General features: G+C 76.0%; 12 protein-coding genes. 6 read left to right on the forward strand and 6 right to left on the reverse strand.

Features of this window, described 5'->3' with window-relative positions; all coding sequences use genetic code 11:
- Window positions 1–390: 390 nt before the first annotated feature.
- Both HUT16_RS22365 and HUT16_RS22370 read right to left on the reverse strand, forming a co-directional pair.
- Window positions 391–1,233, reverse strand: coding sequence for an alpha/beta fold hydrolase (locus HUT16_RS22365; protein ID WP_176189888.1), 843 nt, complete (start codon window positions 1,231–1,233; stop codon window positions 391–393).
- Between the two features lie 213 nt (window positions 1,234–1,446).
- Window positions 1,447–3,783, reverse strand: coding sequence for a DEAD/DEAH box helicase (locus HUT16_RS22370; protein WP_368662706.1), 2,337 nt, complete (start codon window positions 3,781–3,783; stop codon window positions 1,447–1,449).
- Window positions 3,784–4,356: 573 nt separating this feature from the next.
- On the opposite strand from HUT16_RS22370, the gene HUT16_RS22375 reads away from it, so the two are divergent.
- Entirely contained in the window at window positions 4,357–5,082 is a 726-nt protein-coding gene (locus HUT16_RS22375; protein ID WP_176189889.1) for a ferritin-like fold-containing protein, read from the forward strand.
- Window positions 5,083–5,104: 22 nt separating this feature from the next.
- On the opposite strand, the gene HUT16_RS22380 is transcribed toward HUT16_RS22375, so the two are convergent.
- The 3 genes from HUT16_RS22380 to HUT16_RS22390 form a co-directional block, all read right to left on the reverse strand.
- Window positions 5,105–5,380, reverse strand: a complete 276-nt coding sequence (locus HUT16_RS22380) for a hypothetical protein (RefSeq protein WP_176189890.1) — start codon at window positions 5,378–5,380, stop codon at window positions 5,105–5,107.
- A 121-nt stretch (window positions 5,381–5,501) separates the two neighbouring features.
- Entirely contained in the window at window positions 5,502–5,729 is a 228-nt protein-coding gene (locus tag HUT16_RS22385; protein ID WP_030459953.1) for a DUF3107 domain-containing protein, read from the reverse strand.
- A gap of 141 nt (window positions 5,730–5,870) precedes the next feature.
- On the reverse strand, window positions 5,871–6,527 hold the full coding sequence (locus HUT16_RS22390; protein ID WP_176189891.1) for a TetR/AcrR family transcriptional regulator: 657 nt from the start codon (window positions 6,525–6,527) through the stop codon (window positions 5,871–5,873).
- Between the two features lie 233 nt (window positions 6,528–6,760).
- Here HUT16_RS22390 and HUT16_RS22395 point away from each other — a divergent pair, with 233 nt between their 5' ends.
- From HUT16_RS22395 to moeZ, 5 genes are all read left to right on the forward strand, one after another.
- A complete protein-coding gene (locus HUT16_RS22395) occupies window positions 6,761–7,678 on the forward strand; it encodes an alpha/beta fold hydrolase (RefSeq protein WP_176189892.1) in 918 nt (305 codons plus the stop codon).
- 285 nt (window positions 7,679–7,963) lie between these two features.
- Complete coding sequence (locus HUT16_RS22400) at window positions 7,964–9,535, forward strand: DUF3492 domain-containing protein (protein WP_176189893.1); 1,572 nt, start codon at window positions 7,964–7,966, stop codon at window positions 9,533–9,535.
- Window positions 9,532–10,830, forward strand: a complete 1,299-nt coding sequence (locus HUT16_RS38465) for a hypothetical protein (protein WP_176189894.1) — start codon at window positions 9,532–9,534, stop codon at window positions 10,828–10,830. The genes HUT16_RS22400 and HUT16_RS38465 overlap by 4 nt, the downstream gene beginning before the upstream one ends.
- A complete protein-coding gene (locus HUT16_RS22410; protein ID WP_176189895.1) occupies window positions 10,827–11,771 on the forward strand; it encodes an NAD(P)-dependent oxidoreductase in 945 nt (314 codons plus the stop codon). The genes HUT16_RS38465 and HUT16_RS22410 overlap by 4 nt, the downstream gene beginning before the upstream one ends.
- Before the next feature lie 160 nt (window positions 11,772–11,931).
- Complete coding sequence (moeZ, locus tag HUT16_RS22415) at window positions 11,932–13,110, forward strand: adenylyltransferase/sulfurtransferase MoeZ (RefSeq protein WP_176189896.1); 1,179 nt, start codon at window positions 11,932–11,934, stop codon at window positions 13,108–13,110.
- A gap of 61 nt (window positions 13,111–13,171) precedes the next feature.
- Here moeZ and HUT16_RS22420 read toward each other — a convergent pair whose 3' ends face one another.
- The gene (locus HUT16_RS22420; protein WP_176189897.1) at window positions 13,172–13,885 is read right to left on the reverse strand and encodes a TetR/AcrR family transcriptional regulator; all 714 of its coding nucleotides are present in this window, start codon (window positions 13,883–13,885) and stop codon (window positions 13,172–13,174) included.
- Between the last annotated feature and the right edge of the window lie 78 nt (window positions 13,886–13,963).

Here is a 13,963-nt window from a genome sequence, read left to right on the forward strand (position 1 = left end):
ACTCGGCCTACGGTCGACCACCAGGCGGTGGCCCGTCGGCGCTGGCTGGGTCGGACGTCCGGCAGGTGCAGTCACCCGTCGCTCCCCCCACTCTCAGGCAGGACTCGTTCAGCGGCACTTTCCCTTGCGGCACTAGAGGGAGGCTGAAGTGCCCCGATGACCCACTGTGCCGCGACGCTGCTTCCCGGTGGTTGCCCACCGGTAAATCCGTGGTTTCGGCGGCCGGAGGAGGGTGCGGCCGTCGGAGGGTGTCGATCCCGGACGAAATCAAATATTACCCGAGCTAACGATTCTTGTCGCGTGAAAACCGGGGCCGACTTCTGAGCGGCCGTCAGGAGTCCCGCCGGTGGCCCGGCCCGGGGCCGGACCGCCGCCGGTGGGACGGACCGCTCAGGCCGACCAGAACGCGGCCAGCGCCGCCGCCGTCTCGGCCGGCCGCTCCGCGTTGGGGGAGTGGCCCGAGCCGGGCACCACCAGCCGGGCCGCGTCCAGCCGGGCCGCCATCCCGGCCTGCTCCGCGACCGGCCAGGCGTAGTCCCGCTCCCCGGACAGCACCAGCTTCGGCAGGCGCACCGCCGCCAGCTCCGCCACCCGGTCCGGCGCCGACATCAGGTGCGCCGCCGCCGCCCGCAGCCCCTGCGGGCGGTTGGCCACCCAGCGGCGGTGCAGGAACTCCGCGACCTCCGGGTCCAGCGGCGGCACCCGCTCGCCCTCCAGCTGCTGCATCACCTGCCAGATCGACTCCAGGTCCATCGAGTCCAGCGCCTCCAGCAGCATCGCCGTCCGCGCCGCCTCCGCCGGATCGATCGGCCCCGGCCCGGTCGACATCAGGGTCAGCGACCGCCACGGCAGGTCGTCCGGGTCCGCGAGCACCGCCTCCCGCACCACCTGCCCCCCGAAGGAGTGCCCCAGCAGGTGCACCGGCCCCGTCACCCCCAGCCCGGCCGTCACCGCCCGCACGTCCGCCCCCAGCGCCGGGACGGTGTACGCCGCCGGGTCGTCCGGGCCGCCGGACTCGTACTGGCCGCGCTGGTCCACCGCGACGGTCCGGAAACCCGCCTCGGCGAGCGGCTCCAGCAGCGCGATGAAGTCCTCCTTGCTCCCGGTGAACCCCGGCACCAGCAGCGCCGTCCCCCGCACCGCCCCCGCCGGCTCCCCCCACAGCGCGGCCAACCCCGCCACCCGCACCGCCTGCGCGCACGACGGCAACTTCAAGAACGGCGGCGTACTCATCCGCTGCGGCCCCTCGTCTCCGGTCACCCGACGTCTCGGGGGCCACCCTACGGCGAACAGCGCCCCCGGCACGGGAGGGCCGCGGGGCGGTGCGCGCGGCGGGCCGGCGGTTATTTCCTTCGTGTCCCCGGCTTCGTGGCTTCGCGGAGGGCGGGAACGCCGCAGGGGAGGGGCGACGTGGTGTCGGCCCTCCCCTGCGGGGTGGTGGTGCGGTTACTGCTCGACGGCCTTGCGGGTCCGGCGCGGGGCCGGGATCTCCTCGGCGGCGGCCGCCTTCTTGACGGCCCGCTTGCGCGGCGCCGGGGCGGTGGCGGTCTCCTCGGCCGGGGTCTCGGCGGCGGCCACGGCCTTCTTGACGGTGCGCTTGCGCGGGGCCGGGGCGGCGGCGGTGGCCTCCTCGGCCGGAGCCTCCTCGACGGGGGCCTCCGCGACGGTGGCGGCGGCCTTCTTGGTGGTGCGCTTGCGCGGCGCCGGGGCGGCGGCCTCCTCGGCCGGGGTCTCGTTGGTGGCTACGGCCTTCTTGACGGCCCGCTTGCGGGGCGCCGGGGTGGCGGCCTCCTCTACCGGGGTCTCGGTGGCGGCCACGGCCCTCTTGACGGCCCGCTTGCGCGGGGCCGGGGCAGCGGTCTCCTCGGTCGGGGCCGCCGTCACCGGAGCCTCGACCACGGGGGCCTGGACCACCGGAGCCTCGACCACCGGGGCCTCCGCCACGGGGGCGGCGGCCTTCTTGGCGGTGCGCTTGCGCGGGGCCGGGGCGGCCTGCTCCTCGGCGGGGGTCACCAGGGAAGTGACCGGCTTGCGGACGGCCCGCTGCTGCGGCGTCCGGGAGCGGATGACCGGCTCGGCGGCCACCGGCTCCGCGACGACTGCAGCGGCGGCGGCGACCGGGGCGGGGGCCTCGGTGGCGCCCTCCACGGCCGGGGCGGCCTTGCGGGTGCGCTTGCGCGGGGTGCGGGCCGGGGCCTCGGCGGCCGGGGCCTCCACCACGGGGCGGGGGCGGGCGCCTCGACCTGGGCCTCGACCTGGGCCTCCACCGGCGTCGGGACGGCGGCGGCCTCGACGGCCGCGGCCGCACCGCCGCGGCGGTTGCGGTTGCGGCGGCGCGGGCTGCGGCCCTCCGCCGGGGCGCTCGCCGGGCCGGTGGCGGCCGGCTGCGACTGCTCGACCTGCTGCGCCGTCTCGGGCGCCACGGCCGCGGCGGCGCTGCCGCCGCGGGTGCGGCGGCGCTCGCGGGAGCGGCGGGACGGGCGCTCGGCCGGAGCCGGGCTCTCGGGGCGCCGCCCGGCCGCCGCGGGCGTCCCGGGTGTCGCGGGCGTCCTTGGTGTCGCGCCCGCCCCGACCGCGGCCGCCGCGGCCGCCGGTCTCGCCGAGGTCCTCGACCTCCTCCGCGGCCAGGCCGGCCCGGGTGCGCTCGGAGCGCGGCAGGACGCCCTTGGTGCCGGGGGCGATGCGCAGCAGCTCGTAGAGGTGCGGCGAGCTGGAGTAGGTCTCCTCCGGGTCGTTGAACGGCAGTTCCAGCGCCTTGTTGATGAGCTGCCAGCGCGGGATGTCGTCCCAGTCGACCAGGGTGACGGCGGTGCCCGAGGCGCCGGCCCGGCCGGTGCGGCCGATCCGGTGCAGGTAGGTCTTCTCGTCGTCGGTGCACTGGTAGTTGATGACGTGCGTGACGCCCTCGACGTCGATGCCGCGGGCGGCGACGTCGGTGCAGACCAGGACGTCGACCTTGCCGTTGCGGAAGGCGCGCAGCGCCTGCTCGCGGGCGCCCTGGCCGAGGTCGCCGTGCACCGCGCCGGCCGCGAAGCCGCGCTTGGTGAGCTGCTCGGCCACGTCGGCGGCGGTGCGCTTGGTGCGGCAGAAGATCATCGCCAGGCCGCGGCCGTCGGCCTGGAGGATGCGGGACACCATCTCGACCTTGTCGAGCGAGTGCGCGCGGAAGATGTGCTGCTCGATGTTGGCGACGGTGGTGCCGGTGTCGTCCGGAGCGGCGGCGCGGATGTGGGTGGGCTGGCTCATGTACCGGCGGGCCAGCGAGATGACCTGGCCGGGCATGGTGGCCGAGAAGAGCAGGGTCTGCCGCTTGGCGGGCAGCATGGTGATGATCTTCTCGACGTCCGGCAGGAAGCCGAGGTCGAGCATCTCGTCGGCCTCGTCCAGGACCAGCGCGCGGACCCGGGACAGGTCCAGCTTGCGCTGCCCGGCCAGGTCGAGCAGGCGGCCGGGGGTGCCGACCACGATGTCCACGCCCTTCTTCAGGGCCTCGACCTGCGGTTCGTAGGCGCGGCCGCCGTACACGGCGAGGACGCGGACGTCGCGGACCTTGCCGGCGGTCTGCAGGTCGTTGGTGACCTGGGTGCACAGCTCGCGGGTGGGGACGACGATGAGCGCCTGCGGGCTCTCGGAGAGCTGCTCGGCGGTGGCCCGGCCGGCGGCGACGTCGGCGGCGACCACGACCCGCTCGATCAGTGGGAGGCCGAAGCCGAGGGTCTTGCCGGTGCCGGTCTTGGCCTGGCCGATGACGTCGTGGCCGCTCAGCGCGACCGGCAGGGTCATCTCCTGGATCGGGAAGGGGTGGACGATGCCGACGGCCTCCAGGGCCTCGGCGGTCTCCGCGAGGATCCCGAGATCGCGGAACGTCTGCTTGACGGGTTCAGTCGTGCTGGACAGGGTGCTGCCTCTTCCGTGTGGAGGGCCGAGCCCGAACGCGTCCTGCCGTACCCGGGCAGCCCCGTGCGGGGCGCGTCGGGCGGGCGGCGCGGGGGGAGGGCGTCCCGTTGACGGGTCGTGCGGCGCGCTGTCGGCGCGATCCGCGGCGGCCCTCGCTCGGCCTGATGCGGTGCCTGGGCCCGAGGCTCGGGCCAGGTCGGAGCCGATCGGGTCTCCGACCGGGCATCCGCGTACGTGAGCGCCGGGTGCTGCACCGGGCGGCGGAACGCCGCCGGCACGACCTCGCGGCCTGCCGTCGAACGGACGGGCCGCGCCGGTCTACACCTGGCCTCACCACCTACCATACAGTCAAGCGACGACTCGAACACGTGACGGTCGCTACTCCGACCGGCCGCGGCCGGTCGCCGGGGGCCCTGCGGGCGGCCCGACGGGGCCGCCGGGAGCACTAAGGTCGGTGCCATGGAGACTCCGGAACCCGGTGACGAGCTCACCGACTCGATCGGGCCCTGGGCGGCCCGGGCCGCCGACCCGCACTACCGGGCGGCCGTGCTGGACCTGCTCGGCGCGCTCGCGTACGGCGAGCTCAGCGCCTTCGAGCGGCTCGCCGAGGACGCCAAGTTCGCCCCCGGCATCGAGGAGAAGGCCGCGCTGGCCCGGATGGCCTCCGCCGAGTTCCAGCACTACCAGCTGCTGCACGACCGGCTGGCCGAGGTCGGCGCCGACCCGGTCGCGGTGATGGAGCCGTTCGTCGAGCCGCTGGAGAACTTCCACCGGATGACCGCCCCGTCCGACTGGCTGGAGGGCCTGGTCAAGGCGTACGTGGGCGACGCGATCGCCACCGACTTCTACCGCGAGGTGGCCGTCCGGCTCGACGACGACACCCGGGACCTGGTGCTGCGGGTGATGTCCGACACCGGGCACGCCGAGTTCGCGGTCGAGCGGGTGCGGCAGGCGATCGCCGAGGACCCGCGGGTCGGCGGGCGGCTCGCGCTGTGGGGGCGGCGGCTGATGGGCGAGGCGCTCAGCCAGGCGCAGCGGGTGGTCGCCGAGCGCGACGCGCTGTCCAACCTGCTGGTCGGCGGGGCCCGGGTGCGCGGCTTCGACCTGGTCGAGGTCGGCAAGATGTTCAACCGGATCACCGAGACGCACACCAAGCGGATGGCGGCGCTGGGCCTGGCCTCCTAGGGCCGGGGCGGGCCCGGACGGCTCAGGCGTGCCGGTGCCGCCCGCGGCGCCCGGGCCGCAGGTCCGGGCGGGCCGGCACCGAGACCAGCAGGACCGACGCGGCGGCGGAGATCGCCAGCTGGACCAGCGGCGCGTGCCCGTCCATCACGTAGTGGCTGATCCGGCCGGCCAGCACCGCGGAGACCAGCGCGGTGCCCACCGGCAGCGCGCGCGGGCCCGGGTACAGGTCGGGCCGGACCAGCAGGGCGCCGATCCCGACGGCCAGCCCGATCAGGACGGACGTGATCGTCTCCCACACGGCTGCCTCCCGGTACGTGCGACGCTGCGGCAGCAACCGCCTACCCGCCCGGGCCTGCGGGTACGCACAGCACGGCGCCCCGTCCCCCCGGGCGGGGGAACGGGGCGCCGCGGCACGGACGTCAGAGCGTGCCGAAACCGACCTTGCGGACGGACGGCTCGCCGATCTCGACGTACGCGAGGCGCTCGGCCGGAACCAGCACCCGGCGGCCGTGCTCGTCGACCAGGGTGAACAGCTTGCTGGTGCCGTCCAGGGCCTTGGCGACCGCGTCCGCGACCTCTTCGGCAGATTGCGCGCTCTCCAGGACGATCTCCCGGTTCGCGTTCTGCACCCCGATCTTGACCTCCACGGCTTCCGTCCCTCCGGTAGCTGGCCGCGCGCGCCCCGACCGCCGTTCGCGGTGGGCGCGCCGTACGGGCATCACCTTAAGGCAGCAACCCGGCCGGAGGGCGAAGGTCGGGGGCCGGTCCGCTCAGGGCCGAATCCCGGGTCAGTCGGCCTGCTCGGCGGAGCCCTCCTGGGCGGGGTGCATCGGGAAGCCCTTCAGGCCGCGCCAGGCCAGGCTGGCGACCAGCCGGACGGCCTCGTCGCGCGGGATCTCGCCGTCCTGGGTGAGCCAGTAGCGGGCGGTGATCTGGGCCAGGCCGCAGACGCCGACCGCGAGCAGCTTGGCCTCGGCCTCGGGCAGGTCGGTGTCCTCGGCGATCACCTTGGAGACCAGGGTGGCGCTCAGGTCGGTGGCCCGGTCGACCCGCTCGCGCACCGCCGGGTCGTTGGTCAGGTCCGACTCGAAGACCAGCCGGAACGCGCCCGACTCGCTGGAGACGTAGTGGAAGTACGCCTCCATGGTCGCGGCGACGCGCTGCTTGTTGTCGCTGGTCGCCTCCAGCGCGGCCCGGGTGCCGTCCACCAGGGCGTCGCAGTGCTTGTCGAGCAGCGCGAGGTAGAGCTCGAGCTTGCCCGGGAAGTGCTGGTACAGCACCGGCTTGCTGACGCCGGCCCGCTCGGCGATGTCGTCCATGGCGGCGGCGTGGTAGCCCTGGGCGACGAACACCTCCTGGGCGGCTCCGAGCAGTTGTTCACGGCGGGCGCTTCGCGGCAGGCGGGCACCGCGCGGGCGCTCCTGCGCCTCCTGGATGGCCGTCACGGCGCTCCTCACTTCACGGTCTGCGATGGACTGGCGGGGTGATTGATTCTACTTTTCGGTAACCCGCTCGCGCGCGGGTGAAGCCGAGTAAAGCGCACAACCGCCCTTGTCGGGACCCCACAATACGACCCGGGCCCCCGCTGTCCACGGGTCGAGACGGCCCCGTGACGGGGGCAGTACGGGCCCGTGACCGGCCGTGGCGGCGGGCCCGGGGCTCACTACCATCGTGCTCCATGAGCGCCTCCCAGCACCCCCTCGCCGCCCTGGAGCCGCACCGCACCGTCGAGGTGCCCGGGGCGGCCCTGGCCGTCAGCCGGCACTCCGAACCCCGCGACGGCCTGCCGCCCGCCCTGTTCGTGCACGGCCTCGGCGGCTCGGCCGACAACTGGCTCGAACTGCTCGACCTGCTCGCCGACGACGTCGACGGCGAGGCCGTCGACCTGCCCGGCTTCGGCCACTCCGCCCCGCCGCTGGACGGCAACCTGTCCCTCTCCGGGCACGTCCGCGCCGTCATCGGGTACCTGGAGGAGACCGGCCGCGGCCCGGTCCACCTGTTCGGCAACTCGCTCGGCGGCGCGGTCGCCGTCCGGCTCGCCGCGCTCCGCCCCGACCTGGTGCGCAGCCTCACCCTGATCTCCCCGGCGCTGCCCGAGGTGCCCCCGCAGCGCACCGCCTGGTCCACCGGGATGCTGGCGCTGCCCGGCGTCGCCGAACTGATCCGCCGCCGCGGCCCGGCCGCCGACCCGGAGACGGCCACCGCCGACCTGCTCGGCCTGGTCTACGCCGACCCCGCGGGCATCCCCGCCCACCGCCGGGCCCGCGCGGTCGCCGAGTACCGCCGCCGCGCCGCGCTCCCGTACGCCCTGGCCGTGCTGACCGGGTCCGCGCGCGGCATCGTCAGCGCGTACACCGAGCGCGGCGAGCAGTCGCTGTGGCGGCAGGCCGAGCAGGTCTGCGCACCGGTGCTGCTGGTCTACGGGCTCAAGGACAAGCTGGTCTCCTACCGCTCCGCCCGGCGGGCCTGCGCCGCGTTCCGGGACGCCCGGCTGCTGGTGCTGCCCGACTCCGGGCACGTGGCGATGCTGGAGCACCCCGAGCCGGTCGCCCGCGCGGTGCGGGAACTGCTCGCGGAGGCCGACCGGCGCGGCTGAGCCGGGCGCACGCGGGGCGCACGGGGCCGGAAGGCCGAAAACGGAGCGGGGACGCGCGAGGTCACGGGCGTTCACTCGATGGTGTGGCAAGCCGGGCCGGGCCCCTAGGGGGCTCGGCCCGGCGCTCTACCGTCGTGTTGTCGGACCGAACAGGTGTGGGGGGCGAGACGGCGAGGGCGGCGGCCGCGGGGAGCGGGCGCCGACCGGGCGACCGTCGAGCACGGACGCACTCCCCTGTGTCGTAGGGCCGTGAACCCAGTGGAAACGCTCTGCTCTGGAGGCGTCGTGCGCATCGCTCTGCTCACCGAGGGCACCCTCACCAACGCGCAGCGTGGCGAAGGCGGCTGGTGCGGCCGCCTGGTCGACGGCCTGCCCGAGCACGAGTTCCGGCTCTACCGGCTGCTGCCCGCCGACCGCCCCGCCCCGCCCACCGGCGTCCGCGGCCTGCACGGCGTCCACGAACTGCCCATGTGGGGCCGCCGCCCCGCCGGGCGCGGACCGACCGCGCTGCGCCGCCGGGCGTACACCAAGGCGTACGAGGAGCTGGTCCGAGCACTCGTGATGCCCGGCGAGCGGGCCGGGTTCGGGCCCGCGCTGTACCGGCTGGCCGCGCTCGGGCGGGAGGACGAGGCGCTGCCCGCGTTCCTCGCCTCCGGCCACGCCCACCGCGCGCTGGAGCGGATCTGGCGGATGCCCGGCGCCGACACCGCCGGCGGCCAGCCGCTGGTGTGCGACGTGCTGGTCGCCGCCGACCTGCTGGAGCAGTGCCTGCGCCCGCTCTCCGCGCCCTGGTACGGCAGCGGCCCGGCCGGGCTCGGCGGCGCCGACCTGTGCCACGTGGTCGGCGGCGGGCCGGCCGCGCTGCCCGCGCTGGTCGCCCGCGAACTGCACGGCGTCCCGTTCGTGGTCACCGAGCACGGCCTGCACCTGCGCGAGCAGTACCGCGGCTACCGCAGCGCCCCGTACCGCTGGCCGGTGCGCGCCCTGCTGCTGTCCTTCTTCCGGCAGCTCACCGAGGAGACCTACCGGCAGGCCGCCGTGCTCACCCCCGGCAGCGAGTACGACCGGCGGTGGCAGCAGCGCTGCGGCGGCGAGGCCGCCCGCACCCGGATCGTCCACGAGGGCACCACCGCCACCGAGCGGCCCGCCGCCGGGCAGGAGCCCGCCGCGCCGACCCTGGTCTGGGCGGGTGCGCTGGAACCCGGCCGCGACCCCGAATTGATGCTGCACGCCTTCGCCCGGGTCCGGGCCGAACTGCCCGCCGCCCGGCTGCGGATGTACGGCGAGGAGGGCGCCCCCGGCTACCTCGCGCACTGCACCGCGATCGCCGAACGGCTCGGCGTCCGGGACGCCGTCGAGTTCGCCGGCCGGCCCGCGGGCTCGGCCGAGGCCTGGGAGTCCGGCAGCGCGGTGGTGTTCAGCGCGCTCGCCCAGCGCAGCCCCCGGCCGCTCGCCGACGCCATGCTCAGCGGCCGGGCCGTGGTCTCCACCGAGGTCGGCGTCGCCCGCGAGGTGCTCGGTCCCACCGGCCTGCTGGTGCCGCCGCGCAGCCCGCGCGCCCTCGCCGCCGCCTGCCTCGCCCTGCTCACCGACCGCGAACGCCGCTCCCGGCTCGGCCTGGCCGGCCGGCTGCGGGCGCAGGAACGCTTCGCCGTGGAACCCGTGGTCGGCGCCTTCCGGGAGATCTACCTCGACCTGGTCTCCCGCTACCCGGCCTTCCCGGCCCGCCCCGGCAGCCAGGCCCGGCCGTTCGCCCGCCCCGCCGAGTACTGGGTGGCCGGGCCGGCCGGCGCGGACGCCCGGACCGCGGAGCCCGTGCGCACGGCCGCCGGACCGGCCCTCGCGGAGGCGCTGTGACCGGCACGCCCGGGACCGGGACGGCGGTGCCGGGCGCGGCGGCGACGGGCGCGCCCGCCGACCCCGTCCGCGAACTGCTGGACGCCAACCGGGAGCTGTGCGAACGGGCGGTCGATCCGCTGGAGATCGCCGCCGCGCTGGAGGACTCCGGCCTGGCCGTCGACGGCGCCGCCCGCTACCGGCACGCCGACGTGTTCGGCCTCGCCGAGGAGCTGTACGCCCGCGTCCCGCGCCGCCCGCCCACCCGGGAGCCGGTGCCCGCCGCCGAACCGCTGCGCACCCTGCCGCTGGCCGCCCTGCGCGGCGCCGGTGCCCACCTGCTGCCGCTGCTGCCCGCCGCCGCGCCCGGCGGCCCGCCCGGCGGGCGCTCGCCGTCCTGCTCGGCGCGGGCGCGGGCGCGGGCCTGCTCGGGGCCCGGCACGGCTGGTCCGCCGTCGGCGGGGAGGCGAGGGCCCGGACGCCGGGCGGCCGCGGCGGCCGTTCCCGTGGGCCGGGCTCGGCCAGGGCGCGGGCACCGGGCTGCTGCTGGCCCTGCTCGCCGCCACCGCCCGGGCGCGGCCGCCGCCGCGATCGGCGGGGCGAGCGCCGCGGCGGTGGCGGCCTGGNTGCGCCGGTTCGGTCAACGGCAGGGTGCGGCCGCCACGCTGGGGGAGTTCCGCTCCCGGCTGCGGTTCGCGCTGCCGCTGGCCGTGCTGGCGCAGCTGGCCGCACTCGCCGGACTCGGCTGGGCCGTCGCCCGCGACGCCCCCGCCACCGGCTGGGCCGCGCTGCTGGTGCTCGGCACCCTGCCGCTGCTGGCCGCCGTGGTCCGCGACGCCGGGCGCCCGGGCGCGGCGGCGGTCGCCGTCCTCACCGCGGCGGCCGGTGCCGCCGTGCTGGCCCTGCCTGGCCCCGCGCACTGGCTGGGCGCCTCGCCGACCGGCGGCCTCGCGGCCGCCGCCCTCGGCCCCGCCGTGCTGCTGGCCAGCTGCGCCTGGCCGCCCTCCACCAGACCGGGGCGTACCGGTGAGCGCGCCGCCGACCGGCGACGGGCGCGGGGCGGACGTCGTCGCGGTGGCCCGGCGGGCAGCCCGCGCGGTCGGGCTGCCGTCCGTCGGGCGGGTCCGTCGCGGGCCTGCGCCGCCGGTGCGCTTGCCGGTGCGGCCGGTCCGCGGCCGGGCCGGTGCCGCCGGGGCGCCGTCGCGGTGGCCCGGCGGGCCGCCGGCGGCCGGGCGGTGCGGGTGTTCCGGAGTGTCGATCAGATCTCGTTCCGCCCGGCGGGTGCCGGGCCTGATGGAAGGACTTGGGCCCGATGAGGGTGCTGCTGCTGGGGGCCGACGGGTTCATCGGCCGGCGGGTGGCCGACCGGCTGCTGGCGGAGGAGGGGCTCCAGGTGACCGTGCTGGGGCGGGGCGATTCCGCCGACATCCGGTTCGACCTGGCCGCGGGGAGTCCGGGCGCGCTGGCCCGGTTCCTGGACGCGGTCGCCGCGCAGGTGGTGATCAACTGCGCGGGCGCCACGTACGGGACGTCGCGGAACCTGATCCGGTCCAACACGCTCGCGGTGGCGACGGTCTGCGAGGCGATCCGGCGCAGCCGGGAGCCCGCCCGGCTGGTGCACGTGGGGTCGGCGGCCGAGTACGGCCCGGCGCAGCCCGGCGGGCCGATCCCGGAGAGCGCGGAGCCGCGGCCGGTGGGCCCGTACGGGGTGTCGAAGCTGGCGGGCACCGAGCTGGTGCTGAACTCGGGGCTGGACGCGCTGGTGCTGCGGGTGTTCGACGTGGTGGGGCCGGGGGCGCCGACGGCCTCGCTGTTCGGGCGGCTGGCGGAGGGCCTGCGGCGGGCGCTGGAGCAGGACGAGCACCAGGTGCGGATGCCCGACCTGTCCGGCTACCGGGACTTCGTCGACGTCCGGGACGTGGCGCGGGCGATCCAGGCGGCGGCGGTCTCGGCGGCCACCGGGGTGATCAACATCGGTTCCGGCCACGCCGTCCGGGCCCGGGACGCGGCGCACCTGCTGGTGCGGGCGTCCGGCTTCGAGGGCACCGTCACCGAGGACGCCCGGCAGGTGGTGCTGCCCGCCCAGCAGGCGGGCGCGGAGGGGCTGCGGGCGGTGGAGGCGCGGACGGTGGCCGAGCCGGTGCAGTGGCGGCAGGCCGACGTCCGGACCGCCCGGGACCGTCTCGGATGGCGGACACAGGTGCCGCTGGAGGAGTCGCTGGGGGACGTCTGGCTGGAGACGGCCTGCCGGGTGTGATCCGGAACGGCCGGTCCTGACCGGGGGGTTGGCCCGGGGTGACGGAGTCTCGGCATCCGGTGCGGCGCATCTCACCCACTGGACCTGCTGTCTCGGAATACCCCGGGCACGTGACACTGTTGGCGTAGTCGAACAGAACCTGACGACCATCGGAGTCCCCGTGTCGCTGCCACCCCTGGTCGAGCCCGCCGCCGAGCTCACCGTCGAAGAGGTCCGCCGGTACTCCCGCCACCTGATCATCCCCGACGTGGGCATGGACGGGCAGAAGCGGCTGAAGAACGCCAAGGTGCTGTGCGTCGGCGCCGGTGGCCTCGGGTCCCCGGCCCTGATGTACATGGCCGCCGCCGGCGTCGGCACGCTCGGCATCGTCGAGTTCGACACCGTCGACGAGTCGAACCTGCAGCGCCAGATCATCCACGGCCAGTCCGACATCGGCCGGTCCAAGGCCGAGTCCGCGCGGGACTCGGTCAAGGAGATCAACCCGCTGGTCGAGGTGGTCCTGCACGAGGAGCGCCTGGACAACGACAACGTGATGGAGATCTTCTCCGGCTACGACCTGATCGTCGACGGCACGGACAACTTCGCCACCCGGTACCTGGTGAACGACGCCGCGGTGCTGCTCGGCAAGCCGTACGTGTGGGGCTCGATCTACCGCTTCGACGGCCAGGCCAGCGTGTTCTGGGCCGAGCACGGCCCCTGCTACCGCTGCCTCTACCCGGAGGCCCCGCCGCCGGGCATGGTCCCGTCCTGCGCCGAGGGCGGCGTGCTGGGCGTGCTGTGCGCCTCGATCGGCTCGATCCAGGTCAACGAGGCCATCAAGCTGCTGGCCGGCATCGGCGAGCCGCTGGTCGGCCGGCTGATGATCTACGACGCCCTGGAGATGCAGTACCGCTCGGTGAAGGTCCGCAAGGACCCGAACTGCGCCGTGTGCGGCGAGAACCCGACCGTCACCGAGCTGATCGACTACGAGTCGTTCTGCGGTGTCGTCTCGGAGGAGGCCTCCGCGGCGGCGGTCGGCTCCACGATCACCTCCAAGCAGCTCAAGGAGTGGATCGACAACGGCGAGCCGATCGACATCATCGACGTCCGCGAGATCAACGAGTACGAGATCGTCTCGATCCCGGGCGCCCGCCTGATCCCGAAGAACGAGTTCCTGATGGGCAACGCCCTGCAGGACCTGCCGCAGGACAAGCGCATCGTGCTGCACTGCAAGACCGGCGTGCGCTCGGCCGAGGTGCTCGCGGTCCTCAAGTCCGCGGGCTTCGCGGACGCGGTGCACCTGGGCGGCGGCGTGATCGGCTGGGTCAACCAGATCGAGCCGGAGAAGCCCGTCTACTGACGGACGCGCACGGTCGGGACCGCCCGGTCGGGGACTTCCCCGGCCGGGCGGTCCCGTGCGTTCAGGGGGCCGTCGGGCCGGTCAGGCCGAGCAGGGCGCCGGTGCGGTGCGCCAGGTGGTCGAAGTACGCCTCCGGGTCGGCGGTGATCCGGGCCAGGTGGCCGAACAGCTCCAGCGAGAGCGCGCCCAGCAGGTCGCTCCAGGCGGCCAGCGCGGACACCACCAGGTGGTCGGGGGTGCCGGGGGGCAGCCGGTCCAGCAGCGGGGCGAGCGCGGCCCGGGCCGCCGGGGGGACGGCCGGGTCGCCGACCGGGCGGTAGGCGCCGGCCGCCGCGGCCTCCTGGAACAGCCGGCCGATCAGCAGCGGCAGCCGGGTGCCGGGCCCGGTGGTGTCCTCGGGGGCGGTGTAGCCGGGCACGGGGGAGCCGTGGACGAGCGCGAACTCGTGCGGGTGGGCCAGCGCCCAGGCCCGGACGGCCCGGCAGACGGCCAGCCACCGGCCCAGGTGGTCGGCGCCGTCGAAGGGGTCCGCGGCGGCGTCCGCGGCGTCGCCCAGCGCGTCGTAGGCGTCGGCAATCAGCGCGGTCAGCAGGGCGTCCCGGCCCGGGTAGTAGCGGTACAGCGCGGAGGCGGAGACCAGGCCCACGTCCTTGGCCAGCGTCCGCATGGAGAGCCCGGCCGGCCCGTGTTCGGCGAGGTGGCGGCGGGCGGCGTCCTTGATCTCGCGGGTGAACTCGGCGCGGACCCGTTCGCGGGGGGTGGGGGCCTTCGGCATGCCGGCCATCCTCCCAGTGGACGAGAACGGGCGCAACATTCAAATACGACGTTCTCGGAAGAGAACACCGTTCTTGAC

The organism is Kitasatospora sp. NA04385 (genome assembly GCF_013364235.1).
Classification (GTDB): Bacteria; Actinomycetota; Actinomycetes; order Streptomycetales; family Streptomycetaceae; genus Kitasatospora.